The following is a 24,183-nucleotide window of genomic DNA, read 5'->3' as shown; positions in this document are numbered from 1 at the left end:
GCGCGCCGGGCCGCTCTTGATAACCGACTATACTGTGCGGTATTCGGACACGCTACCGGACGGGGTAGACCGGCCGTGAGTTCGCCGTCATCCTTTACCGATCAGGGTTTCCTTAATCCATGCCGATGAGTGCCATGCAGGGAGCCGCAATGTCCGATCGCAGTGCCTCGGCGGATTCCCGATCCGCAGCGGTGGCGCGGCCACGGGTCTTGGCCGTGGCCAGTGGCAAGGGTGGCGTGGGCAAGTCCAGCCTCGCGGTGAACCTCGGGATTACCCTGGCGCGCCGGGCACGGCGGGTGTGCATCCTCGACGGCGACACCGGGCTGGCCAACGTCAACATCCTGCTGGGGCTGCGTCCGCAACGGGGGCTGCCCGAGGTGCTGGCCGGGGAATGCGGCATCGAGGAGATTCTCCTGGAAGGGCCCCATGGCCTGCGGATCATCCCGGGCGCCAGTGGCATCCGCGAGTACGCCGAGCTCTCCGAGGCCCACCAGCAGCGCCTGGTCACGGAGCTGGCGCGCATCGAATCGGATTTCGACGACCTGTTGCTGGACACCGCCGCCGGCATCGGCGACACCACGCTGGACTTCCTCGCGGCCAGCCATCAGGTCCTGCTGGTGCTCACCCCGGAGCCGACCTCCCTGACGGACGCCTTCTCCCTGCTGAAACTCGCCTTGCGCCGGCAGGCGCTGGATGTACGGGTGGTCGTCAACATGGTCGCGGACGTTGCCGAGGCGCGCAGCGTGTTCCAGCGCTTCGGCAACGCGGTGGAAAAATACCTGCATACGCGGGTCGATTTCCTGGGGTTCGTCCAGCGCGACGAGAGTCTGCGGACGGCGGTCACCCTGCAGCACCCGGTCGCGCTGTTTGCCGAGGGCGATCCGTCGTTCCGCCCGTTTCAGCGCCTGGCCAACGCGCTGGACGACGACCCGCCGCAGGGGCCCGACGCGGCCTTCAGCCGCTTCTGGCGCGGGCGGCTCGAGGGGTCTCCACCCGCTCCCCGATCCACTGCCGGTTCCGCCGGGGATCACGGATTCGAAGCCACGGCCCCGCCGGCAACGGCGGTCCAGGAACCTGTGGATTCCCCGGCCGGCGAGACGCCCCCGCCGGAGGTGGATGCCGACCAGGGCCTGGCCCCGTTACGCCGGGCCTTCGAGAACGCGCTGGAGGTGGCGGACCCGGAAGCCCTGGCCGAGGTCCTGAACACCCTGCACGAGCAGTACCGGGCGCGCACCGGGCGACCGGCCATCAAGGGGGTTGAGCCTTCGGTCGATGCGCCGCCGGAAGGGGCGGCCACCCCCGAGGTTGCGGAGGATGTCGCGTTGGGTGAGGCGCAGGGCCCCGCCGATCCGCCGAGCCCGCGGGCCCCTGCGGAGCGGGATGCCGTTCCGGTTGCCGATACGCGGACGGCCGCCCCGCCACCGGACTTCGGCTGGCGTGCTGCGGACCCGGACGCGGGTATCCCGGGGCCGCAGCGGACATCCCGTGCCCCGGGCTTTGATCACGAGCGGTTCGGCTCTCAGGAAGCGCTGCTTGCGCGGCTCCGCGAACTGGAGGGCCGGGACGTAGACCTGGCGGCGTTTCTGCGCCGCCTGTGAAGGGCGCGACGGGCGCGACGTGCGCCTATCGGGGGCCCAACAGCAGCCAGGCGATCAGTCCCAGAAGCGGCAGGAACAGCAGGATCAGGATCCACAGCAACTTGACGACCGGGCCGGCGGGGCTTTGCGCGGTGCGCACGATGGCTTAGGGAAACACTGATCAATGCACACGCTCGCGTTGGCACCCCAGGTTTTCCGAGACAAGGCGCGGTGCGCAGCGGGTAGTGGTTCTACCCGCAAGTGGCGCAACGCAGGATCGGGGAACCTGGGGTGCCAACCCCACAAGCCATTGACAGCAGGGGCTCGGCCGCTTTTGCGCGCGAACGGCGTTGCGGTTCCCTTGTGCAGAATGACTGCACGGCAGTCACCGCGCCTTGTTCCCACGCAAAAGCGACTCGAGCGCGAGTGTGTGCATTGATCAGTGTTTCCCTAAATTACGATCAGCAGCCAGACGAGGCCCAGAATGCCGGTAACTTCGATGCCCATGGGATGCTCCTTGCGGGTTGGATGCGTGGCCCGACCGGAACGCACGCCCTGTTTGAAGGCAGGAGCAGGTCTCTCCTGTCCAGGTCCCTGATAGCACGGGCTTGGGCGGGTGCCAACTCGGGCGGCGAAAAATGTGCCGGGCGCCGCGAACCGATACCCTGTGCCGCAACCGTCATTGAACGCCCCGGAAGGAGGCCCATGAAGATCTGGGTGGATGCGGACGCCTGTCCCGCTGTGATCAAGGAAATCCTGTTCCGCGCGGCGAAGCGGACCGGGACGCCGATGACCCTGGTGGCCAACCAGCCGATGCGCACGCCGCCGTCCAAGCTGATCGACTCCATCCAGGTGGGTGCCGGGTTCGACGTGGCCGACAACGAGATTGTCCGGCGCCTCGCGGCGGGCGACCTGGTCATCACGGCCGATATCCCGCTGGCCGCGGAGGTGATCGAGAAGGGCGGCCAGGCGCTCAATCCGCGCGGCGAGCTCTATACCCGCGACAACATCCGCGAGCGCCTCAGCATGCGCGATTTCATGGATACCCTGCGCGGGAGCGGCGTGGACACCGGCGGTCCCGCCGCCCTGGGCTCGCGCGACCGCCAGGCCTTCGGCAACGCCCTGGACCGCTGGCTTGCCCAGCACGCCCGCTAACGCACGGCGCGCCGCAGTACCTAAACCCGCAGTTGCCGGATCAGCCTGAGGGTCTCCTCCGCCAGTTCCACCCAGTCTTCCCGTGGAGCGAGGTGTCGCCGTTCGCCCGGGTCCAGTGCCCCCGTGGCCTTCGGGCCGGCGCTCGCGCGAGGCCGGGTCATTCGCGAGGGCGAGCGGGAGCGGTTCTGATGTGCCGAATTCATGCGAGGGAGCGTCCCTGTCGGGTGCGTGTGCGGGTCGTCATTCCCGGGTAACGGCAGCGAACCGTCTCGCTTGAGCCTGTGATTCGCGGGTGAATCGGCACGACGAATGCCCCTTTCGTTAGGCTGTATGGAGAAGGATGCGGCATGCGCCGTGAGCGGAACCGGGAGAAACGATCGTGTGGAAGGGGATGAAGGCCCTGATTCTGGGGTTGGTAGCGTCAGCCTTGTTGGTAGCCTGCGGTGGCGAGCGCGTGGCGCCGGTAACGCTGGAGCAACTGGCGGCGTCGGCTCCGGCGTTCGACGGCGAGCTGGTGGAAACCGAGGGAGTGGTGAACCGCTTCGACGATCCCGAGCATTACTGGCTCGAGGACGACGCCATCAACCGGGTGGCGGTCACCCCCGGTTCGGCGGTCCGCGACCACCTGGGCGAGAACCTGCGCGTAGTCGGGCGCTTTTCCTATCACCCGGAAGAAGGGCGGCGGATCGAGATTGACCCGGCCGCCACTGCGGCCCTGCGTGCATCCGCCCGTTGAACGAATCTGCTGCCTGAACCCCGGGTTTTGCCAAGGGAGACGCAATGACACATTGGATTGATGTAGCCCCGGTCGGGACGATCGAGGATGGAGACCATCGCCTGGTGGAGACGGCGGATACCGAGGTCGCCATCTTCAACCTCGGCGGCGAGTATTTCGCGGTGGAGAATCTCTGTACCCACGAGGATGTACCCATCGCCGACGGCGAGATCGACCCCGACGACTGCATTACCTGTCCGATGCACGATGCCCAGTTCTGTCTGCGCACCGGCGAGGTCATGGAGCCGCCGGCGGAAGAGCCGCTGACCCGGTTCCCCGTGCGCATCGAAGGCGACATGGTCCAGGTGGGCGCGCAGCCACTGGACGACTGAATCGGGCTAGGGAGAAGCTGATTTAATCGCGCGCAAAAGCGACTCGATCGCGAGCGTGTACCTTGATCAGTGTTTCCGTAGGATCGAGCCGGAAGCTGCCCCGGATGCTCTGCTTTTGCCGCGCCTGTACACTATTGGGTGCCTCACGTTGAACTTACGGGGGCAATCGCGCGGCTAGACGAGGGCACCCAAGCAATGGCAGGCACGGAGCAGAAAGGCCGGGAAGGCCCGGGGGCCGATCCAGCGAAGCTTTGGTCGGGACTGGCTGGATTGTCGGATGCGCAGCGCCAGCAACTGGCGCGTGGCATCGTTCCACGAGTGGCGGACCACCTCGACCGCTGCCTGGAGGCGATCGCCCGGGACTGGACCGCCGGCGGCAAGGATTCCGAAAGCAGCGAGTGGGCCAACCAGCTTCAGGGCTATCAGTTCGTGCTGCGCCGCCAGTTCGAGGAGGCCCTGGAACGGGACTTCCTGGCCACGACCTATCCCCCGAAGTACGAATTCTCCGGTTCCAGCTACGCGGGCGACAACTCCGGGTTGCAGATCCTGGACGATTACCAGTCCACCCGCCGCTCCCTGCGGCACAAGCTGGAAGGGCTTGTCCGCGAGCACAATCGCTATTCCTGGTTCGTCTTCCTGCAGGCGGCGCGCGAGGAGGATCGCTTCGAGCACCCCGGCTGGGCGCCGTGGTCGCCGCTGAACTGGTACGAGCGCCTGATCGAGACCGCCGAGGCCCAGTTCGGCCGTACCGACATGACCCTCGATCTGATGCGCGGGTATGTGCGCTGCCTGGGCAGCACCGCCGCGCCGACCCTGGCCTTCGTGGTCGAGACGGTGGAGTCCTGTGGGCTGGTCCGCGAGCCGGTTTCCGAGGAACCGGATGGCGATCTGGACCGGCCGGCGGCTCGCGCGAGCTGGGGCGCCGCCAGCGCCGAACCGGCCCCCGACGGCGCGGCGGCGCCCGCGACCGAGGCGGACGAGGCGGCCACTTCGGAAGCCGGCGCTGGCGTGGGCGTGGCGGCCCGCGCGCCGATGCCCGCGGCGGATGCGGCCCCGGAGGCCTGGCAGCAATGGGCGGCGTCCTCCGGCTGGCTGCTGGCCGCCGGCGGGGCGGGTATGGGCCCGGCGGCGGGCGCCGGTGGCTCGGCGGTCGAGGCCCCCCTGGAGGACGTCATCACGGGTGTGCTGGCGGGCGTGTTCGCCGAGGTGTCGCGCCAGCTCGAGTGCCATCCCGAGTTCCGCGCGATCATGCTGAAGCTGCAACCGCTGCTCGCGCGCGTGGTCAGCCGCGATCTCGAATTCTTCCACGACTCCGCCCACCCGCTGCGTGAATGGGTGGGCAGCCTGATCAACACCGGTGTGCGCATCAGCCCCGACAACGGCGCGGAGGATGCCGCGCTGGTCAAAGGCTATCTCGACGCGATGCGCCAGAGCGTCGAACGCCTGGAAAAGGAGGTCGATGTCCTCGATCGCGCCGGCGCACAGGCCCTGCGCGAGGAATGGGATACGGCCCGGGCGGAGCAGGACGCGCACTGGCAGGCGCAGGCGGACGCACTTGCCGAGCCGATGTGCGAGAAGGAACGCGCCGCCCGCGCCCGACGCACCCTGACTGTATGCGTGCTGGAAACCGGTGCCGAGCTGCCGGAGCGCGCCGCCGAGCAGATCGCCGAGGCCTGGGAAGACCTCCTGGCCGTGGACGAGGCGGCCGTGCAGGTCCTGGACGCCGAGGTTCAGGAGGTGGTGCGGGCGATCTGCAACGGGGTCACCCCGCAGGAAGTCAATCCGCTGGTGCAGAAGATCGTCGCCACCGCCCGCGAGCATGGCGCCGACGAGGCGCGCATCAAGGCGGTGGTGCAGCACCTCGGGCAGGCGCACCTGCAGCGTATCCGTGCCGCGGCCGACGAGCCGCGCTTCGACCCGCAGGCACGCATCCAGGCGCGTCGCGCCACGCGCCTGGAGGACGACGACCCGGATCTGCTGACCGATCTCGACGACCCCTGGGTCTTCGATGCCAGCCGGATGCGCACCGGCGAGTGGTTCGAACTGGTCGACAAGGCCAGCGGGCAGCTGCACCGCATGGGCCTCGTGTGGCGCGGCGAGGCCACGCGCGGCTATCTCTTCCTGTCGCTCGACCAGGGCGCCAGCCGCCGCCATTCCCTGCAGGGCGTCGCGCAGGAGCTGCGCGAGGGCCGCATGCGCCCGCTGCCGACCGACAACCCGCTGGATGCGCTACTGGGCTGATTCGGATCCCGCCTCTCACGAGGTCAAGGGCGTTTGGCACCACGAAGGCACGAAGGCACGAAGAAGGGCAAGGGCGGTTTACAGGAAGGTTTGAAGGTTGGAAGGGATGATGGGCTGGAGGGCCTGGGGCTCGCAGGGTTTCGGCGAGTCGCCTTGCCCCGGAAGGCTTGCCTCCGAGATCGATGATTCCGGAGGAATGGACCCGGCCGTTGTTATTCCTTCCAGCGTCCTTCCCTACTTCCTGTAACCCGGCTTTTGCAGTTCTCTGTGCCCTCCGCGCTCTCTGTGGTGAAAAATGCCTTAGGAGACACTGATTGAATCGCACGTCCGCGTTGGTGCCCCCCAGTTGTTCGAGACAAACGTTCCGAGACAAGGCGCGTCGTGCAGCGGGTAGTGGTTCTACCCGCAAGCGGCGCAACGCAGGATCGGGGAACAGGGGGCACCAACCCCACAAGCCATTGAAAGCAGGGGCTCGGCCGCCCGTTGTTATCAAAAACGGGCGCGCGCACAGCGTTGCGGTTCCCTTGTGCAGAATGACTGCACGGCAGTCACCGCGCCTTGTTCGCACGCAAAAGCGACTCGAGCGCGGACGTGCGATTCAATCAGCGTCTCCTTAGGCGTTGCCCCGGGGGTCGGGCAGGCGCACGCGCAGGTGGGTTGCGCCGATTACGGCGGCCGGGACCAGCAGCAGGTTCACCACCGGCACCATCGCCAGCAGCGTGGTGCCGGCCCCGAAGCTGAGCGTCTCCAGCCGGTGGGCGCGCAGGGTCTGGCGGACCGCCGCAAACTCCAGGCCGTCGTTCGCCAGCGGGGCTTCCATGAATTCGACGGCCAGGACCCAGCTGCCGAACAGGAACCACGCCAGTCCGGCCAGCAGGTTCAGCCCGGGGATCACCGTGATCACCAGGACCGGGATGAACAGCAGGGCGTAGTACCCGGTTTTGCGCAGCGCGGTGATGCTCGCGTGACCCATCTCGCCGAGAAACGAGCGCGCCGGCTGGCGCGGTTCGTGGCCCAGGCCGCGGGCGGTACGGTAGGCCAGCGGGCCGGAGAACGGGCTGGCGATGATCGCGGCCAGGGCTACTGCCGATACCGCAAAGGCCACCAGCAGCGCCAGGGCGAACAACGGCCATAGCAGCCAGGCCAGCCAGTCCCAGCCACTCGGGAGCCACGCGGCCAGCAGCGCCTCGAAGCCAAGTGCGGCCGCCGCCGCAAGCCCGATCACCACCACGATGTTGATGATTAGGGGCCCGATCACCAGGCCCCGCAGGCCCGGCTCGAATACGCGCGAAAGCCCGCGAAAGGGTGCCAGGAACGCGAACAGCGGGGTCAGGCGGAGCGAACGGGCCGGCACGGTGGGCTCAGCGGCGCACCCCGAAGATCGCCAGCACCAGCCCAACGACGGACATCACGCCGCCCGCGATCAGGTACCAGCGCGTCTCGTCCGTGTAGCGCCCCATGAATTCCTGGTGCAGCTCCTCGCCCAGGCTTTCGGTCGCGTTATAGCCCATCACCAGCAGAATGATCCCGCCCACCAGCAGGGCAATCCCGAGAACTCGCGTCCAGTGCATGTCGTATCCCTTTGTTGTGGTGTTCCCTTCCGAATGTAGCATCGATGGCCGGTGTGCGGCCCCGGGGCACGGTAGGAGCGGCCTTGGCCGCGAAGCCCCTGCCCGCGTACGGTTCTGGAACACCGGATATCCGTGCTACAGGAGCCGGTTCGCTGAACGCGCGCTGTTGGGGGTGTCTCCGGCTTTGGCGGGGGCTTCGCCGCCAAGGCGGCTCCTACATCGAGCTTGTCGGCATGGGGCGGGTTAGTCGGTGAAGCCGGGCTCCAGGCCCACGCCGATGCGCGCGAGGCGGGCGGCTCCGCGCGCCGCGTCGTCATCCGCGGCCGGGGTGACCGGGCATTCGAGGATGCGGTTGCGGATGCGGGTCCATACGGGGTTTCGGGCGCCGCCGCCGAGCGAGACCACGTGCTCCACGCGCGGGGCGCCCAGTTCGGTCAGGCGGCGGTAGCCGTCGCGCTCGATGCGGGCGATCCCCTCGAACAGCCCTTGCAAGAAGCGCGCGTCGTCATCGGGGCGGGGGGCGAGACGCGGCTCCAGTTCGGGATCGTTGACCGGGAAGCGCTCGCCGGTTCGGGGCAGGGGCCGGTAGTCCAGCCCGCTGTCGCTCTCCGGGTCGATGGTATCGCTCAGTCGGCCCAGCGCCGCGTCGTCGAAGTACTGGCGCAGTACGGCGCCGCCGCTGTTGGAGGCGCCGCCGACCAGCCAGCGTCCCAGCAAGCGGTGGCTGTAGATGCCCAGTTCCGGGGCGTAGATCGGCTCCGGCGCCAACTGCTTGAGCACCAGCGTAGAGCCCAGGCTGGTGACCCCGGTGGTGTCATCGGCGACACCGGAGGCGAGAAATCCGGCGATGCTGTCGGTGGTGCCGGCCACCACCCGGCAGGCCGGGTTCAGGTGCAGTGCCTCCGCCATCTGCGGGTCCACTGGGCCCAGCACGGTGCCGGCGGGGACCACCTCCGGCAGCAGGGCGGCGTCGGTCCCGAGGGTCTCCTGCAGCCAGTTCGGCCATCCCCCCCACAGGGCGTCGTAGCCCAGTTTCAGGGCGTTGTTTTCGTCCATGTGGTCGAAGCGCCCGCGCAGGCGCCCGGCGATCCAGTCGGCCTGATGCAGGACGCGGCGCACGCCCGAGAGCCCCTCGTGGCGACGCAACCACAGCAGCTTCGCGGCCGAGGAACTGGGGCTGTGCACGGCGGAAGCGGCCGGGGCCACCCCGGCCAGCACGGGCAGCATGTCGGTGGCCCGGGCATCGTTGTACATAAGAGCCGGGTGGGTCGGGCGTCCATCGGCGTCCAGGCGCAGCAGGGTCGCCGAGGTCCCGTCCACCGCGATTGCCGCCGGCTGGCCGTTCAGATGCGTAGCGGCCTCGCGCAGCAGCTCGCGCACATGGGACCACCAAAGGGCCGGGTTCTGCTCCGCCCGCTGCTCCTCGCCACCGACCGAGGCCGGCAGCGCCCGCTGCGCGGCATGGATCCGCTCGCCCGCCGGGTCCAGCAGCACGAGCCGGATCCCGGAGGTGCCGAGGTCGATGCCGATGGCGTGCATCGCGCGCGAGCTCAGCCGTTCATGTCGAGCGGGCTGCGCGTGGGCGAGGGCAGTTGCACCGGCTCCGGCGGGGTCCAGCCGGGCTTGCGGTGTTCCGCGACCACGGTGGTATAGACGCCACCGCGCACGTTGAAGTACGAGGTCAGGCGCATGTAGCGCGGGTCGGTCGCCGCCACCAGATCGGCCAGGATGCGGTTGGTCACGGCCTCGTGGAAGGCCCCCTCATCCCGGTAGGACCACATGTAGTTCTTCAGCGACTTCAGCTCCACACATTTCTGGTCCGCCACATACTGGATGTGCAGCTCGGCGAAGTCCGGTTGTCCGGTCGCGGGGCACAGGCAGGTGAATTCCGGTACGCGGATATAGATCGCGAAGTCGTTCTCCGGCGCCGGATTGTCGAAGGTCTCCAGGGTCTTGCTCGGCTGGCTGGGCATCTACGTCTCTCGTCGTTGAATGGGTGGCCCCTGCGTGTGACAGCCCCCTGTGGGAGCCTGCTAGCAGGCTCCTACAGCGGGACAGGTGCCAGGTGTTCGGGGGCGGGTCACTCTGAGGGTGTAAGCGTGTACCATTCTAACCCCGAGTTCCCTGACCGCGGATAGCGCCGAACGTGCGACTCGCCCGAATCAAGCTGGCCGGCTTCAAGTCGTTCGTGGACCCGACCACCCTCGTCCTGCCCGGTAATCGGGTGGGCGTGGTCGGGCCGAACGGCTGTGGCAAGTCCAACACCATCGACGCCGTGCGCTGGGTGATGGGCGAGTCCTCGGCCAAGCACCTGCGCGGGGACTCCAGCGAGGACGTGATCTTCAACGGCTCCTCCAGCCGCAAGCCGGTGGGGCAGGCCTCCATCGAGCTCGTCTTCGACAACTCCGACGGCCGCCTGGGCGGCGAGTACAGCGGCTATGGCGAGATCGCCGTCAAACGCGCGCTGACCCGCGACGGCCAGTCCAAGTACTTCCTCAACGGCCAGCGTGCGCGCAAGCGCGACGTGGTGGACCTGTTCCTCGGCACGGGCCTGGGGCCGCGCAGCTACGCCATCATCGAGCAGGGCATGATCGCGCGCCTGATCGAGGCGCGGCCGGAGGAGCTGCGCGTGTACCTGGAGGAGGCGGCCGGCATCTCCAAGTACAAGGAGCGCCGGCGCGAGACCGAGAACCGCGTACGCCACACCCGCGAGAACCTCGAGCGCCTGGACGACGTGCGCGACGAGGTGGCCAAGCAGGCCGAGCGCCTGAACCGCCAGGCCGCCACCGCCGAGCGCTACCAGGCCCTGGCGGCCGAACGCCGGCAAAAGCGCGCCGAGGCCATCCTCCTGCGCCTGCAGGCACAGGAACACGAGATGGAGGCCAGCCGCACCCGGCTCAACGATGCGGAGACCGCGCTGGCCCAGGCGCAGGCCGAGGCCCAGAAGGCGCAGACCGGCACCGAACAGGCGCGTCAGGAGCGCCTCGAGCTGGAGGCCGCCACCACCCAGGCGCAGAGTGCCTACTACGATCGCGCCGCCGAGGTCTCGCGGCTGGAGCAGTCCATTCGCCATGCCGAGGACGAACTGGCGCGCGAACACGCCGAGCTGCGCCAGCTGGACAGCCGCATCGAGGCCGCCGCCGGCGAGCATCAGGCGGTGGAGGCGCGCATCGCTCAGGCCGAGCAGGAGCGCGCGCAGCGCCAGGCGGCTACCGCCAGCGCCGAGGCCGAGCGCGAGCGTCTGGAGGCGGCCGCGGAAGAGGCCGAGACCGAATACCAGGCCGCGCGCGAGGCCCTCACCGAATGGGAACGCTCGCTGGCGGAGCCGCGCCAGAACGCGCAGCTCGCGCGTTCGCGCATGGACAACGCCGAGCACCTGCTCAAGCGCGTCGCCCAGCGCCGCGAGCGCCTCGAGGCCGAGCGCGCGGCCCTGCCGCAGACCCACCCGGGTACCGAGGCGGACCGCCTGGATACGGAACTGGCCGGCCTGCGCGAGCGGCTGCAGGCCCTGCAGGGCAATCGGGAACAGCAGCAGAGTGCGCTGACCGAACTGGAACAGGCCCAGCGCGAGGAGCAGGACCGCCTGCACGCCACCGAACGCGAGGCGCGCGAGGTCGCCGGGCGTCTGGCGGGGCTGGAGCACTTCGCCGGCGAGGACGACCCGCAGGAGACCCGCGCCCGGCGCGACGCCTGGGCGCGCGAACACGGGCTGGATCTGTCGCGGCCGCTGGTGCGGCAGCTGGAGGTCGCCGAGGGCTGGGACACCGCCGTGGAGATGGTCCTGGGGGCCTGGCTGGAGGCCGCCGTGACCGACACGGCCGAGGCCGCGCCGGATCTGCCCGACGCCATGCTGCGCCTGGTCGATAGCGACGTGCCGCAGGGCGCGCAGGCGCCGGCCGGCAGCCTGGCCGCTCGCGTGCAGGGCTCGCCGGTAGTCACCGCCTGGCTCGCCACGGTGCAGTGCGCGGACGATCTCGCAACCGCCCGCGCCCGGGTGGCGACGCTGGGTCCGGGCGAGAGCGTGATCACCCCGGATGGCACCTGGCTGGGCCCGGGCTGGGTCGCGCATCGCACGCTGGAGGGCGGGGCCAGCGGCGCGGTCGCGCGGGTGCGTCTGGCGCGCGAGCTGCAGGAGCGTCAGGAGGAGCTCGCGACAGATATGAACCGCCTGCAGGCCGCGCTGGAAGAGCGCAACGAGACCCTCGCGGCCACCCGCGCCCGGCGCGAGGCGCTGGACGGCCAGATCCGCGAGCAGCAGGCCCAGATCGACGACCGCGAGCGCCGCGTCCAGCGCCTGCGTGACCAGGCTCGGCAGCTCGAGCAGCAGCAGGAACGCATCGACCGCGAGGCCGGCGAGCTGGACGAGGAGGCCGCGCGTGCCCGCGAGCAGTTCGCGACCGCGGAAGCCGAGCGCAACGAGGCGCTGGCGCGCATCGAGACCCTGGAGGCCGACCGCGCGGCGCTGGAGGCACGCGTCGAGGCGGCCCGTGCCGCACAGGCCGAGGCCCGGGATGCGCTGCGCGCGGCGCGCGACGCGTCGAACCAGGCGCGCATGGCCGAACAGGAGGCGCGCCACCGCCTGGAGCGCGAACACAACGAGCGCGAACGCCTGGAGCGCCAGCGCGAAGACGATGCCCAGCGCCGCGAGCGCCTCGCACAGGGGCTGCACGAGCGCCAGGATCCGCTGGAGCAGTGGCGCGCGGATCTGCAGACCGCCGCGGAGCAGCGCCAGGAGGCCGAGGCACGCCTGACCCGGGCGCGCGCCGACCTGGAGGCCTGCGATGCGCGGCTGCGCGAACTGGCCGGTGCCAGCACCGAGCTCGGCAATCGCGTGGAGGCGCAGCGCTCGACCTGCGAGGAGCTGCGCCTGGACCTGCGCGAGCGCTCGGTGCAGATCGAACAACTGAAGACCCAGTTCCAGGAATCCGGCTTTGCCGCCGAGGCCCTTGCGCCCGAGCTACCGGAGGACGCCACCGTCCCGGCCTGGGAGCAGGCGATCGGCGAACTGGACCGCAAGATCGAAAAGCTGGGGCCAATCAACCTCGCGGCCATCGACGAGGCACGCAGCCTGGAGGAACGCTCGCGCTACCTGGAAGAACAGCACGCCGACCTGATCGAGGCACTGGAGACCCTGGAGGCGGCGATGCACCGCATCGACCGCGAGACGCGCGCGCTGTTCAAGCAGACCTTCGACCAGGTGAATGCCGGGTTGGGGCACAAGTTCCAGCGCCTGTTCGGGGGCGGCGAGGCGCGCCTGGAGATGACCGGGGACGACCTGCTGGATACCGGCGTGACCATCATGGCGCGCCCGCCCGGCAAGCGGCTGTCCACTATCCATCTGATGTCCGGAGGTGAGAAGGCGCTCACGGCTTCGGCATTGGTGTTCGCGATTTTCGAGCTGAATCCGGCGCCCTTCTGCATGCTGGACGAGGTGGACGCCCCGCTGGACGAGGCCAACGTCGGTCGGTTCTGTGATCTGCTGCGCGAGATGTCGGAGCAGATCCAGTTCATCTTCATCACGCACAACAAGGCCACCATGGCCATGGCCGAGCAGCTGATTGGCGTTACCATGCACGAGCCGGGCGTGTCGCGCCTGGTCAGCGTCGATATCGACGAGGCCGTGGAGCTGGCGGAGGCCTGAGCCAAGCCCCCCGTCATTGCGAGGCTCCAAATCTCCAGGGGATGGCACAACGGGTTCCATCGGACCCCCGGCGCCCGGCAAAACCACGGCACAAAACCGCAATTAAACGAGGTACCGCGTGGATTGGATGCGCATCAGTCTGGTCATACTGGGGATTGTCCTGATCGCGGGGATCTGGCTCGCCCATCGCCTGCGCACGCGTTCGGTTTCGCGCGACATGGAGGACGATGCCGCGGACTGGGGCGACGAGGCCGTGCACATCCGCGCCAGCGAGCAGCCGGGCGAGAAGCGCTGGTACGAGCCGGTGGACCCCAATGCTTCCCCCGAGCCGGAGGCCGGCTGGGGCGACCCGCTGGATACCGGCCGCAGTGCCGGCACGGGCGGGGCGCGTGAACCCGGGTTCGACGAGCCGCGCATTCCCGCCGCGGCCCGCGAGGAACGCCACGAACCGCATCTGGGTGTGACCGCCAGCGACGACGAGCCGGATCTGGAGCCCGACTACGGTCGCCGGGGCGAACGCGCCCAGGACATTTACGGCGTCCTGGACAACGATGACGAGCCCACACCGCCCCCGCCGCACGGCGCCTTCGAGCCGTCACCGGAGGATCGCCCGGTTCGGGCGCGGCGCCAGGGTTCGGCGAACGCTTCGGTGGACCGCGTGCGGGCGGTGCTTGGCGACGTGGGTGCCCGCCTGCGTGCCGGCCTGGACCGGGTGCGCCCGGAGCGGTTCAAGCCGCCGCGCGCCGACGACACCCTCGGCGAGCAACTGCACCCGGATCACGAGGTAGACCCGGATCTGGTCGAGAAGCCGGCCCCGGACATGGAGACGCTGGGCGAGTATGTCTCGGAGCCGCGTGTTGTTGGTCGCAACCCGAAGGCCGAGCGCCGCGCGACGGACGAGAAGATCCTGCTGCTGCACGTGGTGGCCCCGCGCAACAAGCCCTTTACCGGCGTGGCCCTGGGCGCGGCGATGCAGCGCGCCGGCATGACCCCCGGCGAGATGGATATTTATCACTTCCACGAGCCGGAAACGGATAATCGTGTCCCGCTGTTCTCCGCGGCCAACATGGTCCCGCCCGGTACCCTGCGCGAGGAAGACCTGGCCGACATGATGACGCCCGGCGTCACGCTGTTCACACAGGTACATCGCGCCGCCGAGCCGCAGCGGGCCTTCGAGGCGCTGCTGGAGCACGCCCACGTGCTGGCGCGCGATCTCGGTGGCAGCATCCTCGATGCGCAGCAATCCACCGCGACCAACCAGACGTTGGCCTACATGCGCGAGGACCTGAACGACTGGTTGCGCCGCCACCGCCCGGACGTGCTCCGCCGGCGCAGCACGCGATGAACGCGTCGGGTTCGCCGGCCTCGCAGGCCGGCGCGGCCGATACCCCGCAGGCGCGTATCGACACCCTGCGCCGGCAGATCGAGCACCACAACTACCGCTACTACGTGCTCGACGATCCGGAGGTGTCGGACGCCGAGTTCGACACGCTGATGCGCGAACTGGAGCAACTCGAGGCGGAGCATCCCGAGCTCGTCACCCCGGATTCGCCCACCCGGCGCGTCGGCGCCACCCCGGCCGAGGGCTTTGCCACGGTGCGCCACCGCCTGCCGATGCTGTCGCTGGCCAACGGCTTCGAGGCGGACGAGATCCGCGACTTCGACCGCCGCGTGCGCGAACGCCTGGCGAAGCAGACGGGCGACCCCGCACGCCTCGAGGCCGCCGTGACCTATATGGCCGAGCCCAAGCTGGACGGGCTCGCCATCAGCCTGATCTACGAGAACGGTCGCCTGGTGCAGGCCGCCACCCGCGGCGACGGCGAGACCGGCGAGGACGTGACCGCCAACGTGCGCACCGTGCGCCCGATTCCGCTGCATCTGGGCGACCGCTTTACCGATGAAGCGCCGCGTGTGCTGGAGGTGCGCGGCGAGGTCTTCATGCGTCGCGCCGACTTCGAGCGCCTGAACGCCGGACTGGAGGCCGACGGCCAGCGTGGCTTCATGAACCCGCGCAACGCCGCCGCCGGGAGCCTGCGGCAGCTGGACTCGCAGGTGACCGCTCGCCGCCCGCTCAGCTTCTTCGCCTACTCCGTGGGCTTCGTGGAGGGTGGGACCCTGCCGGACACCCAGTCCGGCACGCTGGACTGGCTGCGGGAGCTCGGCTTCCCGGCCTGCCCGGAGCGGGAGGTGCTGGAGGGTGTGGAGGCCTGTCTCGACTACTACGAACGGCTCGCCGCCCGGCGCGCGGGGCTGGACTACGAGATCGACGGCATTGTGTACAAGGTGGATGGCCTGGCCGACCAGCAGGCGCTGGGCTTCGTCTCGCGGGCGCCGCGCTGGGCCATCGCCCACAAGTTCCCCGCCGAGGAACGCACCACCACCCTGCGCAATGTCGAGTTCCGCGTCGGCCGCACCGGCGCGTTGACGCCGGTGGCGCGCCTGGAGCCGGTGCTGGTGGGCGGCGTAATGGTCAGCAACGCTACCCTGCACAACATGGACGAGATCGCGCGCAAGGACGTGCGCATCGGCGACCGTGTGATCGTGCGCCGCGCGGGCGACGTGATCCCCGAGGTGGTCGGCCGCGCCGGCGGCGAACGCCCCTCGGACACTCGCGCCATCGAGATGCCCTTGAGCTGCCCCGAGTGCGACTCGCATATCGAACGCCCGGAGGGCGAGGCCGTCGCCCGCTGCACCGGCGGGCTGGTCTGCCCCGCGCAGCGGCGCGAGGCGCTGAAGCATTTCGTCTCGCGCCGCGCGATGGACATCGAGGGCTTCGGCGAAAAGATCATCGAACAGCTCGCCGATGGCGGCATCGTGCAAAGCCCGGCCGACCTGTTCGCGCTGGACGCCGAGCGCCTGGAGGCGCTGGAACGCGTCGGCCCGAAACTCGCGGCCAACCTCGTCCACGCCCTGGAACAGGCGCGCGAGACGACCCTGGCGCGGTTCATCTTCGCCCTCGGCATCCGCGAGGTGGGCGAGGTCACTGCCCGCAACCTGGCCACATACTACGGCGACCTGGACGCACTGATGCAGGCCGATGCCGAGGCCCTGCAGGAGGTCCCCGACGTCGGCCCCATCGTCGCCGAGCACATCGCCAACTTCTTCGCCGAGCCCCACAACCTCGCGGTGATCCGCGCCCTGCGCGAGGCCGGCGTGAATTGGCCCGACCCGCCCGGGTCCGCGGCTGCGGAGGAGGGCGAGGCCGCCCCGCTGGCCGGTTGCACCTATGTCCTCACCGGCAGCTTCGACAACATGACCCGCGACGAAGCCAAGGCCGCCCTCGAGGCCCGCGGCGCCAAGATCACCGGCTCCGTCTCGAAAAAGACCACCGCCGTCATCGCCGGCGCCGACCCCGGCTCCAAGGTCACCAAAGCCGAATCCCTCGACATCCCCATCCTCGGCCCCGACGACCTCGCCCAGCTCCTCGCCTGATCATGGTGCCTTGGTGGGTATGTTTTTGTGGGAGCGGCCTTGGCCGCGAAGCCCCTGCCAAAGTCGGACCCGGGCAGGGGCTTCGCGGCCAAGGCCGCTCCCACGGGATAGATGCCACAGATCTGGTCTGAAAAAACTGCCCCCACAAGGCTCATCACGGCAACGCCGAGGATAAGCGACCGCGCGTTTGCTACTCTGACGATACGACTTAGCCTCGAATCGTGATTCCCATGCTTCAGCCGGAACGGATCAGCCGCATCAATGAACTCGCCGCCCGGCACCACTGGCGACTGGTGATCCTGTTCGGGTCCGTAGCCCGGGAAGGGCACGGGCGGGATGTGGATCTGGCCGTCGAACCGCAGGCGATGCCGGACCTGATGACGCAGGGACGGTGGCAACGGGAACTGGAAGAAATCTTCGAGCCCGACCCGGTCGATCTTCTGCTCCTTTCGGATCGTGTGTCGCCCGTCACCCGCTTCGAGGTGTTCCGCGATGGCGAATGTCTGTTCGAGGAGCGTGAAGGGCGATTCCATGCGGAGCAGGACCGTGCGTTTTTCCTGCACGCCGATTCCGTCCTGTTCCAGCGCCACCAGTCAGAGGGTTCGGATGTCGCCTGATACTTCCGAGGTGATGCAGCGCAAGTTGTCGATGTTGCGCCAGTTCCTGTCGGACCTTGAGCAATACAGTGCCCTGGAACTCCGTCAGCAGCGTCGCGAACACTATGCCATCGAGCGCCTGCTCCAACTCCTGTGTGAGTCTTCTGCCGACATCGGTCTGCAGCTGTTGCGCCGTGATGGCTATCGCCTCGCCGCGACCCAGGGAAACACTGATCCATGTACACGCTCGCGTTGGCACCCCAGGTTTTCCGAGACCAGGCGCGGTGCGCAGCCGGTAGTGGTTCTACCGGCAAGGGCCGCAACGCAGGATCGGGGAACCTGGGGTGCCAACCCCGAAGGGGCTCGGCCGCTTTTGCGCGGGAACGGCGTTGCGGGTCCCTTGTGCAGAATGACTGCACGGCGGTCACCGCGCCTTGTTCGCACGCAAAAGCGACTGGAGCGCGAGCGTGTACATGGATCAGTGTTTCCCTAACGCGACGTTTTCGAGACCCTTCGCGATCGTCTTGATCTCGAGGAGACACTGGCCGAGCAGTTGATGGACGCCTGCGCGATGCGCAACGTCCTTACACACCTGTACGACACGATCGATCTGGAGCGGGTCATCGGCGCGGTCACGCCAGCCCTTCAGGTGTACACCCAGTTCGCTCAATGGGCTGAACAACGCACCTAGCTCGAACTCTGGCGAGACGGTTTGTTTGGTGGGTGTGCACTGTGGGAGCGGCCTTGGCCGCGAAGCCCCTGCCAAAGTCGGACCCGGGCAGGGGCTTCGCGGGCAAGCCCGCTCCCACAGAACTATGGAGTGGTAACAATCTCGGGAGGCTCGAATGCCACGGAAGGCACGATCCCACCGGCTGCGGCTTGGGCGGGTTAGCGAGCACGGAAGGATTTACCTGGTCACGGCGGTTTGCGCCGATCGGCATGCCTGGTTTGGCGCGCTCGATCACGGTCGCTGTGTGGTTCAGGCGTTGCGTGAGGTGGAAGGGACGGCGACTACACTCTGCTTCGTGGTCATGCCCGACCATGTCCATTGGCTGATGCAACTTGACGATGGGGAATTGTCCCGCACCGTACAGAAGGTGAAGGGTTCCACGACTCGGCGAATCGGTCAGTTGCGTGGCCGACCTTGCCGGGTTTGGCAGCCGGGGTTCCACGATCGCGCCTTGAGGCGGGAAGAGGATCTCCAGGCGGTCGCGCGTTATGTTGTGGCGAACCCGCTTCGGGCTGGGCTGGTGCGCAATCTCCGTGACTATCCCCTGTGGGATGCGATCTGGTTGGAGTGAGGGGCTGAATCGATTGTGGCAGGGCTTCGCGGCCAAGGCCGCTCCCACGGTGGACAGAACCCAAGGTGCCGCTGTGGGAGCGGGCTTGCCCGCGAAGCCCCTGCCAGAGCAGGAAGATGGTCGCGCGTTGGGGCAGCCCCGAATGGGCCGCCTTGGCAGCGAAGCTCCTGCCCGAGGTTGGTTTCCCAGCGCGGGCGGGGGCTTCGCCTGCAAGCAGGCTCCCATTATGTGGATCACGGAGTCGGGGTGCATTTTAATCAGGGTTTGCTTATGCTCCGCGGGCCGTGACGGATCGCGGTGGCCCTCTGGATGTGCGCTTGATGTACTGTATCCGGGTGGTTTTGGTGGACATCGGAGTCGGGCGGCCAATGCGTAAAGGGTGTTGCAGCTCATGCTGAGCCGGAGCCTGGAAAGGCTGCTCAATCTGCCGCGCTCGCGGAAGCGCTGGCTCATGGTGCTGGCGGATGTCGTGATGCTGCCGCTGGCGCTGTGGTCCGGCTTCGCCATCCGCCTGGCGGAGCCGTTCCCGCCGATCATGCTGGAGACCTGGTGGCTGTTCCCGCTGGTGGTGCTGGTGGGCATCCCGGTATTCGCAAAATTGGGCCTTTACCGGGCCGTGATCCGCTTTATGGGGTCGCGGACGATCTGGGCGGTGGGAGCCGGCGTTGCCGTGCTCGCGCTCGTGTTGTGGGCTGCGGCGGCGATCGGTCGTATAGACAGCTTCCCGCGCTCGGTGCCGATCAACTTCGCGATCGTGGCCTTCCTATACGTCGGGGGCAGCCGGTTCCTGGTGCGGACCTGGTATCGCTCCATCATCGAGGCATCGGCGGGTGCCGAACCGGTTGTCGTGTTCGGGGCTGGCGAGGCCGGTGTGCAGTTGCTGTCCGGGCTCAAGGCCGGGGGGCGCTTCCGCGTGGTCGCGTTCGTGGACGAGGACCGCAGCCTGCAGGGCAGCTCGATCGACGGGATTCCGGTCCACAAGCCGGCTCACCTCGCGCGTCTGGTCAATCGCTTCCGGGTCGGTCGGGTGCTACTGGCCATCCCGTCCGCGACGCGCCAGGAGCGCCGCCGCATCCTCGAGCAGCTGGAACCGCTGCCGGTGTACGTGCAGACCGTGCCGTCGATGGAGGCAGTGGTCTCCGGACACGCGAGCCTCGAGCAGCTGGAGGACGTCGACATCGCCGATCTGCTGGGCCGGGATCCGGTTCCGCCGGACCCGGAGCTGCTCACCCGCAGCGTGCGCGGCCGGGTGGTGATGGTGACCGGGGCGGGCGGTTCCATCGGGTCGGAGCTTTGTCGGCGCATTATCCGCCTGGAGCCGGCCGCGCTGATCCTGTTCGAGCGCAACGAGTTCGCGCTCTACAGCATCGAGCGCGAGATGCAGGAGGTTGCGGCACAGCTGGAGCAGTACCCGGCGATCCACGCCGTCTTGGGCTCTGTCGCCAATGCGCGGCGCGTGGCCGCGGTGCTGGAAGAGTACGGCGTGCAGACGCTCTATCACGCGGCGGCCTACAAGCACGTGCCGATCGTCGAGTCCAACCTGATCGAGGGCGTGCGCAACAACGTCTTTGGCACCGCCGTTCTGGCGGAAGCCGCGCTGAACGCGGGAGTGGAACGCTTCATCCTGATCTCCACCGACAAGGCCGTGCGGCCCACCAACGTGATGGGGGCCACCAAGCGTCTGGCGGAGATGGTCCTGCAGGATCGAGCCCGCGAGCGGCGGGGTACGATCTTCAGCATGGTGCGTTTCGGCAACGTGCTCGGGTCCTCCGGCTCCGTGGTGCCGCTGTTCCACCAGCAGATCCGTGACGGCGGGCCGGTCACGGTGACCCACCCGGAGATCACGCGCTACTTCATGTCCATCCCCGAGGCGGCCGAGCTGGTCATCCAGGCCGGTGCCATGGCGGAAGGTGGCGAGGTCTATGTGCTGGACATGGGCGAGCCGGTCAGGATCATCGACCTCGCCCGGCGCATGATCCGCCTGCACGGGCGCCAGGTGAAGGAAGGCGGCATGCCCGAGGACGGGGTCGAGATCGTCTTCACCGGCCTGCGCCCGGGCGAGAAGCTCTACGAGGAACTGCTGATCGGCGACAACGTCGAGCCCACCGCGCATGCCCGGATCATGCGCGCCCGCGAGGACTGCGTCGCGCCACAGGACCTGCAGGCGGCCCTGACCCAGCTGGACCAGGCCGACCGCGAGATGGATACCGAGCGCGCCTGCCACACGATCCGCGCAGTGGTGCACGAATACGCCCCAGCCGACCACCCGCCGCAAGAACGGTTCGCGGGGTAAGGGCAGCGTTAGCCTTTCGTGCCTCCGATCGCATCATTGTTCATGGCGCCTCAGTATCCTCGGGCCCTGAATAATCGCGTGCGGTGGGCCAGCCCCCCGTAGGAGGCTGCTCGCAGGCGAAGCCCCTGCCAAAGCCGGACCCTGGCAGGGGCTTCGCCGCCAAGGCGGCTCCTACGGGTTCGGGGCAACCGCAAACGCAGACACAAAGATCCAGACTGAAAGGAAGCAAGGGATGAAAATCGCAGTCGCCGGAACCGGCTATGTCGGGCTTTCCAACGCCGTCCTGCTCGCGCAGCACCACGAGGTGGTCGCGCTGGATGTGGTGCCGGAGAAGGTCGAGCAGATCAACCGCCGGCAGTCCCCGATCATCGATGCCGAGATCCAGGATTTCCTCGAGAATCGCGAGCTGAACCTCAAGGCGACGCTCGACAAGCAGGCGGCCTACGAAGGCGCGGACTTCATCATCATCGCCACGCCTACGGACTACGACCCGCAGACCAACTACTTCAATACCAGCACCGTCGAATCCGTCATCCGAGACGTGCTGGCGATCAACCCGCACGCCACGATGGTCATCAAGTCCACCGTGCCGGTCGGTTACACGCGCGAGATCCGCGCGCAGATGGAGACCGATAACATTCTGTTCTCGCCGGAGTTTCTGCGCGAGGGCCGGGCGTTATACGACAACCTGCACCCGTCGCGGATCATCGTGGGCGAGCAGTCCGACCGCGCCGAGACCTTCGCGGGTCTGTTGGCGGAAGGCGCGGTGGACGCGGACATCCCGATCCTCTTCACCAACTCCACCGAGGCCGAGGCGATCAAGCTGTTTGCCAACACCTACCTGGCCATGCGTGTGGCGTATTTCAACGAGCTGGACAGCTACGCCGAGACTCACGGACTGGACACCCGCCAGATCATAGACGGCGTCTGCCTGGACCCTCGTATCGGTAGCCACTACAACAACCCGTCCTTCGGCTACGGCGGCTACTGCCTGCCGAAGGACACCAAGCAGCTCCTGGCGAACTACGACGAGATCCCCAACAACATCATCGGCGCGATCGTCGACGCCAACCGCACGCGCAAGGACTTCGTCGCCGACGCGGTCATTCGGCGCAATCCGCAGGTGGTCGGCATCTACCGGCTGGTGATGAAGAGCGGCTCTGACAACTTTCGCGCCTCCGCCATCCAGGGCGTGATGAAGCGCATCAAGGCCAAGGGCATCGAAGTCGTCGTCTACGAACCGGAGCTTCCCGAAGACGACTTCTATCGCTCCCGCGTCATCCGCGACCTCGACGAGTTCAAGCGCATCGCCGACATCATCGTCGCCAACCGCATCACCGACGACATCCGCGACCAGACCGACAAGATCTACACCCGCGACCTGTTCAACAGCGACTGATCGGTTTCGACGCCCCCACCCCTGTAGGAGGCCAGCCCCCTGGCCGATCGGATGTTGGACAGGCCCATCGGCCAGAGGGCTGGCCTCCTACAGTAATGGGCTACTCTCAACGCCAGGGTCTCAAGCGCCAGGAAGTCCCGGCGGGTTCCGAGTCGCCCGGTACCAGCATGGCTCGTTTCGCCTGTGTGTGCCATATTGGAGTCAAGCGTGGCAGAAGGAGAAACCAGTGGCACAAAAAGAAAATGAGGTGCAGGTCGGCGCACAAGGCCGAGTCGTGATCCCGGCCGCCCTGCGCAATACCTTGAAGCTGCGCCCTGGCGATCGGCTGGTCGCCCGACTGGTCGGGGAAAGCCTGGTGCTGGAACGGCGCGAGCTGGTCGAGCGGCGGCTCCGTGAGCGATTCAGGCACATCCCGCAGGACGTGAGCCTTGTGGATGAACTCATCGGTGATCGGCGGGCCGAAGCCAAACACGAGCATGGGGAATCATGACCATCGTGCTGGATGCCTCTGCTGTGTTGGCTTTCCTGCATGACGAGCTGGGCGGGGACAGGGTGGCCCGCGCCCTTGATGGTGGCTGCGTGTCCACCGTGAACTGGTCCGAGGTGCTGCAAAAATCCCTGCAGCGCAAGGTCGACGTCCAAGGCATGCAGCAGGAGTTTATCGACGTCGGGCTCTTGTTCGAGCCGTTCACGGCACAACAGGCGGATCTCGCCGCACAGCTGTGGGAGTCCTCGCGCCGGCATGGCCTGTCAATGGCCGACCGAGCCTGCCTGGCGCTGGCCAGGGACAAGGCCCTCCCGGTGCTGACCGCCGACCGGGCGTGGACCCATCTCGACCTGGACATCGAGATCCACCCCGTGCGCTAACCCCTGCACCTGTAGGAGGCCAGCCCCCTGGCCGATGGGGCCTGTCCAACACCCGATCGGCCAGAGGGCTGGCCTCCTACAAGAGCGCAACCCTCTGCGCGATAGGGAGCCGAACAAAGCCCCAACGGCCAGAATCTGGTTTATGGCCAGTCGAAGAAGACCAGACGACACCCATCCGCCCCTCGGCGGACACACCAATCCGACAACGGGAGCGATGCCATGGACGGCAAACCTCACGCTCAGGCCCTGCGCCGCGGCCGCTATTCCGAGCCCGGGCGCGTCTACCACATCACCACCGTCACGCGGGATCGCACGCCGGTGTTCCGCGACTTCGCCGCTGCCCGTGCACTGGTCGCTACGCTTCGCCACGCGCAAGCACTCGGGCATGCGGACACGCTGGCCTATGTGGTGATGCCGGATCATCTGCACTGGCTGATGGCCCTCGGCGACAGCATTCCCCTGTCCACCGTCGTGCGGTCGGTCAAGGCGGTCTCCGCCCGCAGGCTCGGGCGAGCGCTCTGGCAACCCGGGTTCCACGATCACGCGGTACGCCGCGAAGAAGATCTGACGTCGCTGGCCCGCTATATCGCTGCCAATCCCCTGCGTGCCGGTCTGGTGCGCAACCTGGGTGACTATCCTCACTGGGATGCGATCTGGCTTTGAACGGTGGGGTTGCGCCGAATCCCCCATCGGCCAGGGGGCTGGCCTTGTATGTTTACCCGTGGCAGGCCTAGAAAGGGTCTGTCGGGGTGGAGGGACGAAGCTGGCATCTGGCCTGTGGCACAGACGGTAGGAGAGTTCGTCCCACCCCTCACCTTAAACGCCGATAAGGAATCGATCGGCTCGGGACCGACGATAGATGGCAAGCCAGCGTTCGGTGAGGCCCCGACAGACCACTCCAAGCTAGCTCGGGAGGTGTGATGATGGCAACGCATCGGATCGGGGTCGATGTCGGCAAGGCCGAGTTGTGGATCAGTATTGACGGTGAAACCGCACAGCCGTG

At 68.0% G+C, this 24,183-nt stretch carries 20 protein-coding genes and 1 pseudogene; 16 read left to right on the top strand and 5 right to left on the bottom strand.

Features of this window, described 5'->3' with window-relative positions; all coding sequences use genetic code 11:
• Nucleotides 1-149 precede the first annotated feature (149 nt).
• Nucleotides 150-1,598 carry a MinD/ParA family protein gene (locus D105_RS0110320; protein ID WP_018878351.1) on the top strand — a complete coding sequence of 483 codons (1,449 nt, stop codon included), beginning with the start codon at nt 150-152 and terminating at the stop codon, nt 1,596-1,598.
• 25 nt (nt 1,599-1,623) lie between these two features.
• Here D105_RS0110320 and D105_RS14795 read toward each other — a convergent pair.
• A pseudogene (locus D105_RS14795) lies at nt 1,624-1,743 on the bottom strand (PLDc N-terminal domain-containing protein); the annotation flags it as partial.
• Nucleotides 1,744-2,282: 539 nt separating this feature from the next.
• Between D105_RS14795 and D105_RS0110305 the strand changes: the two are divergent.
• From D105_RS0110305 to D105_RS0110290, 4 genes are all read left to right on the top strand, one after another.
• Entirely contained in the window at nt 2,283-2,732 is a 450-nt protein-coding gene (locus tag D105_RS0110305) for a YaiI/YqxD family protein (protein WP_018878349.1), read from the top strand.
• A gap of 391 nt (nt 2,733-3,123) precedes the next feature.
• The gene (locus tag D105_RS0110300) at nt 3,124-3,468 is read left to right on the top strand and encodes a hypothetical protein (RefSeq protein WP_018878348.1); all 345 of its coding nucleotides are present in this window, start codon (nt 3,124-3,126) and stop codon (nt 3,466-3,468) included.
• A gap of 44 nt (nt 3,469-3,512) precedes the next feature.
• On the top strand, nt 3,513-3,839 hold the full coding sequence (locus tag D105_RS0110295) for a non-heme iron oxygenase ferredoxin subunit (RefSeq protein WP_018875713.1): 327 nt from the start codon (nt 3,513-3,515) through the stop codon (nt 3,837-3,839).
• Between the two features lie 270 nt (nt 3,840-4,109).
• A complete protein-coding gene (locus tag D105_RS0110290; RefSeq protein ID WP_018878347.1) occupies nt 4,110-6,080 on the top strand; it encodes a DUF1631 family protein in 1,971 nt (656 codons plus the stop codon).
• 613 nt (nt 6,081-6,693) lie between these two features.
• Here D105_RS0110290 and cysZ read toward each other — a convergent pair.
• The 4 genes from cysZ to queF form a co-directional block, all read right to left on the bottom strand.
• On the bottom strand, nt 6,694-7,434 hold the full coding sequence (gene cysZ / locus D105_RS0110280; protein WP_018875711.1) for a sulfate transporter CysZ: 741 nt from the start codon (nt 7,432-7,434) through the stop codon (nt 6,694-6,696).
• Between the two features lie 7 nt (nt 7,435-7,441).
• Entirely contained in the window at nt 7,442-7,651 is a 210-nt protein-coding gene (locus tag D105_RS0110275; RefSeq protein WP_018875710.1) for a DUF3185 family protein, read from the bottom strand.
• A 243-nt stretch (nt 7,652-7,894) separates the two neighbouring features.
• Nucleotides 7,895-9,190 (bottom strand): FGGY-family carbohydrate kinase, encoded by a 1,296-nt coding sequence (locus D105_RS0110270; protein WP_018878345.1) that lies wholly within the window; start codon nt 9,188-9,190, stop codon nt 7,895-7,897.
• An 11-nt stretch (nt 9,191-9,201) separates the two neighbouring features.
• Nucleotides 9,202-9,624, bottom strand: a complete 423-nt coding sequence (gene queF / locus D105_RS0110265; RefSeq protein WP_018878344.1) for a preQ(1) synthase — start codon at nt 9,622-9,624, stop codon at nt 9,202-9,204.
• Nucleotides 9,625-9,797: 173 nt separating this feature from the next.
• Between queF and smc the strand changes: the two genes are divergently transcribed.
• From smc to D105_RS0110210, 11 genes are all read left to right on the top strand, one after another.
• A complete protein-coding gene (smc, locus tag D105_RS0110260; protein WP_018878343.1) occupies nt 9,798-13,292 on the top strand; it encodes a chromosome segregation protein SMC in 3,495 nt (1,164 codons plus the stop codon).
• A gap of 127 nt (nt 13,293-13,419) precedes the next feature.
• A complete protein-coding gene (gene zipA, locus D105_RS0110255; protein ID WP_018878342.1) occupies nt 13,420-14,637 on the top strand; it encodes a cell division protein ZipA in 1,218 nt (405 codons plus the stop codon).
• Nucleotides 14,634-16,724, top strand: a complete 2,091-nt coding sequence (gene ligA, locus D105_RS0110250) for an NAD-dependent DNA ligase LigA (protein WP_018878341.1) — start codon at nt 14,634-14,636, stop codon at nt 16,722-16,724. Before zipA ends, ligA begins: the two co-directional genes overlap by 4 nt.
• 230 nt (nt 16,725-16,954) lie before the next feature.
• Nucleotides 16,955-17,341: a nucleotidyltransferase family protein gene (locus D105_RS0110245; RefSeq protein WP_018878340.1), complete on the top strand. Its 387-nt coding sequence runs from the start codon at nt 16,955-16,957 to the stop codon at nt 17,339-17,341.
• A gap of 535 nt (nt 17,342-17,876) precedes the next feature.
• Complete coding sequence (locus tag D105_RS14770) at nt 17,877-18,011, top strand: HepT-like ribonuclease domain-containing protein (RefSeq protein WP_018878339.1); 135 nt, start codon at nt 17,877-17,879, stop codon at nt 18,009-18,011.
• A 154-nt stretch (nt 18,012-18,165) separates the two neighbouring features.
• On the top strand, nt 18,166-18,621 hold the full coding sequence (locus D105_RS0110235; RefSeq protein WP_018878338.1) for a transposase: 456 nt from the start codon (nt 18,166-18,168) through the stop codon (nt 18,619-18,621).
• Nucleotides 18,622-19,012: 391 nt separating this feature from the next.
• Complete coding sequence (locus tag D105_RS0110230; protein ID WP_018878337.1) at nt 19,013-20,914, top strand: nucleoside-diphosphate sugar epimerase/dehydratase; 1,902 nt, start codon at nt 19,013-19,015, stop codon at nt 20,912-20,914.
• A gap of 232 nt (nt 20,915-21,146) precedes the next feature.
• A complete protein-coding gene (locus D105_RS0110225) occupies nt 21,147-22,313 on the top strand; it encodes a nucleotide sugar dehydrogenase (protein ID WP_018878336.1) in 1,167 nt (388 codons plus the stop codon).
• Between the two features lie 226 nt (nt 22,314-22,539).
• A complete protein-coding gene (locus D105_RS14765; RefSeq protein ID WP_081619300.1) occupies nt 22,540-22,803 on the top strand; it encodes an AbrB/MazE/SpoVT family DNA-binding domain-containing protein in 264 nt (87 codons plus the stop codon).
• Nucleotides 22,800-23,180, top strand: coding sequence for a PIN domain-containing protein (locus tag D105_RS0110215; protein ID WP_018878334.1), 381 nt, complete (start codon nt 22,800-22,802; stop codon nt 23,178-23,180). Before D105_RS14765 ends, D105_RS0110215 begins: the two co-directional genes overlap by 4 nt.
• 219 nt (nt 23,181-23,399) lie before the next feature.
• Entirely contained in the window at nt 23,400-23,843 is a 444-nt protein-coding gene (locus tag D105_RS0110210) for a transposase (RefSeq protein WP_018878333.1), read from the top strand.
• Nucleotides 23,844-24,183 lie beyond the last annotated feature (340 nt).

The organism is Thioalkalivibrio sp. ALE28 (assembly GCF_000377425.1).
Taxonomy (GTDB): domain Bacteria; phylum Pseudomonadota; class Gammaproteobacteria; order Ectothiorhodospirales; family Ectothiorhodospiraceae; genus Thioalkalivibrio.
The sequence above is the reverse complement of the archived record's forward strand: the minus strand, read 5'-3'. Positions and strand labels throughout refer to the sequence as shown.

Bases quoted from the DNA above. Each gene is read 5' to 3' on its own strand.
- D105_RS0110320 (WP_018878351.1), top strand. From the start codon at position 150: ATGTCCGATCGCAGTGCCTCGGCGGATTCCCGATCCGCAGCGGTGGCG.
- D105_RS0110305 (WP_018878349.1), top strand. From the start codon at position 2,283: ATGAAGATCTGGGTGGATGCGGACGCCTGTCCCGCTGTGATCAAGGAA.
- D105_RS0110300 (WP_018878348.1), top strand. From the start codon at position 3,124: ATGAAGGCCCTGATTCTGGGGTTGGTAGCGTCAGCCTTGTTGGTAGCC.
- D105_RS0110295 (WP_018875713.1), top strand. From the start codon at position 3,513: ATGACACATTGGATTGATGTAGCCCCGGTCGGGACGATCGAGGATGGA.
- D105_RS0110275 (WP_018875710.1), bottom strand. From the start codon at position 7,651: ATGCACTGGACGCGAGTTCTCGGGATTGCCCTGCTGGTGGGCGGGATC.
- D105_RS0110270 (WP_018878345.1), bottom strand. From the start codon at position 9,190: ATGCACGCCATCGGCATCGACCTCGGCACCTCCGGGATCCGGCTCGTG.
- queF (WP_018878344.1), bottom strand. From the start codon at position 9,624: ATGCCCAGCCAGCCGAGCAAGACCCTGGAGACCTTCGACAATCCGGCG.
- zipA (WP_018878342.1), top strand. From the start codon at position 13,420: ATGCGCATCAGTCTGGTCATACTGGGGATTGTCCTGATCGCGGGGATC.
- ligA (WP_018878341.1), top strand. From the start codon at position 14,634: ATGAACGCGTCGGGTTCGCCGGCCTCGCAGGCCGGCGCGGCCGATACC.
- D105_RS0110245 (WP_018878340.1), top strand. From the start codon at position 16,955: ATGCTTCAGCCGGAACGGATCAGCCGCATCAATGAACTCGCCGCCCGG.
- D105_RS14770 (WP_018878339.1), top strand. From the start codon at position 17,877: ATGGACGCCTGCGCGATGCGCAACGTCCTTACACACCTGTACGACACG.
- D105_RS0110235 (WP_018878338.1), top strand. From the start codon at position 18,166: ATGCCACGGAAGGCACGATCCCACCGGCTGCGGCTTGGGCGGGTTAGC.
- D105_RS0110230 (WP_018878337.1), top strand. From the start codon at position 19,013: ATGCTGAGCCGGAGCCTGGAAAGGCTGCTCAATCTGCCGCGCTCGCGG.
- D105_RS0110225 (WP_018878336.1), top strand. From the start codon at position 21,147: ATGAAAATCGCAGTCGCCGGAACCGGCTATGTCGGGCTTTCCAACGCC.
- D105_RS0110215 (WP_018878334.1), top strand. From the start codon at position 22,800: ATGACCATCGTGCTGGATGCCTCTGCTGTGTTGGCTTTCCTGCATGAC.
- D105_RS0110210 (WP_018878333.1), top strand. From the start codon at position 23,400: ATGGACGGCAAACCTCACGCTCAGGCCCTGCGCCGCGGCCGCTATTCC.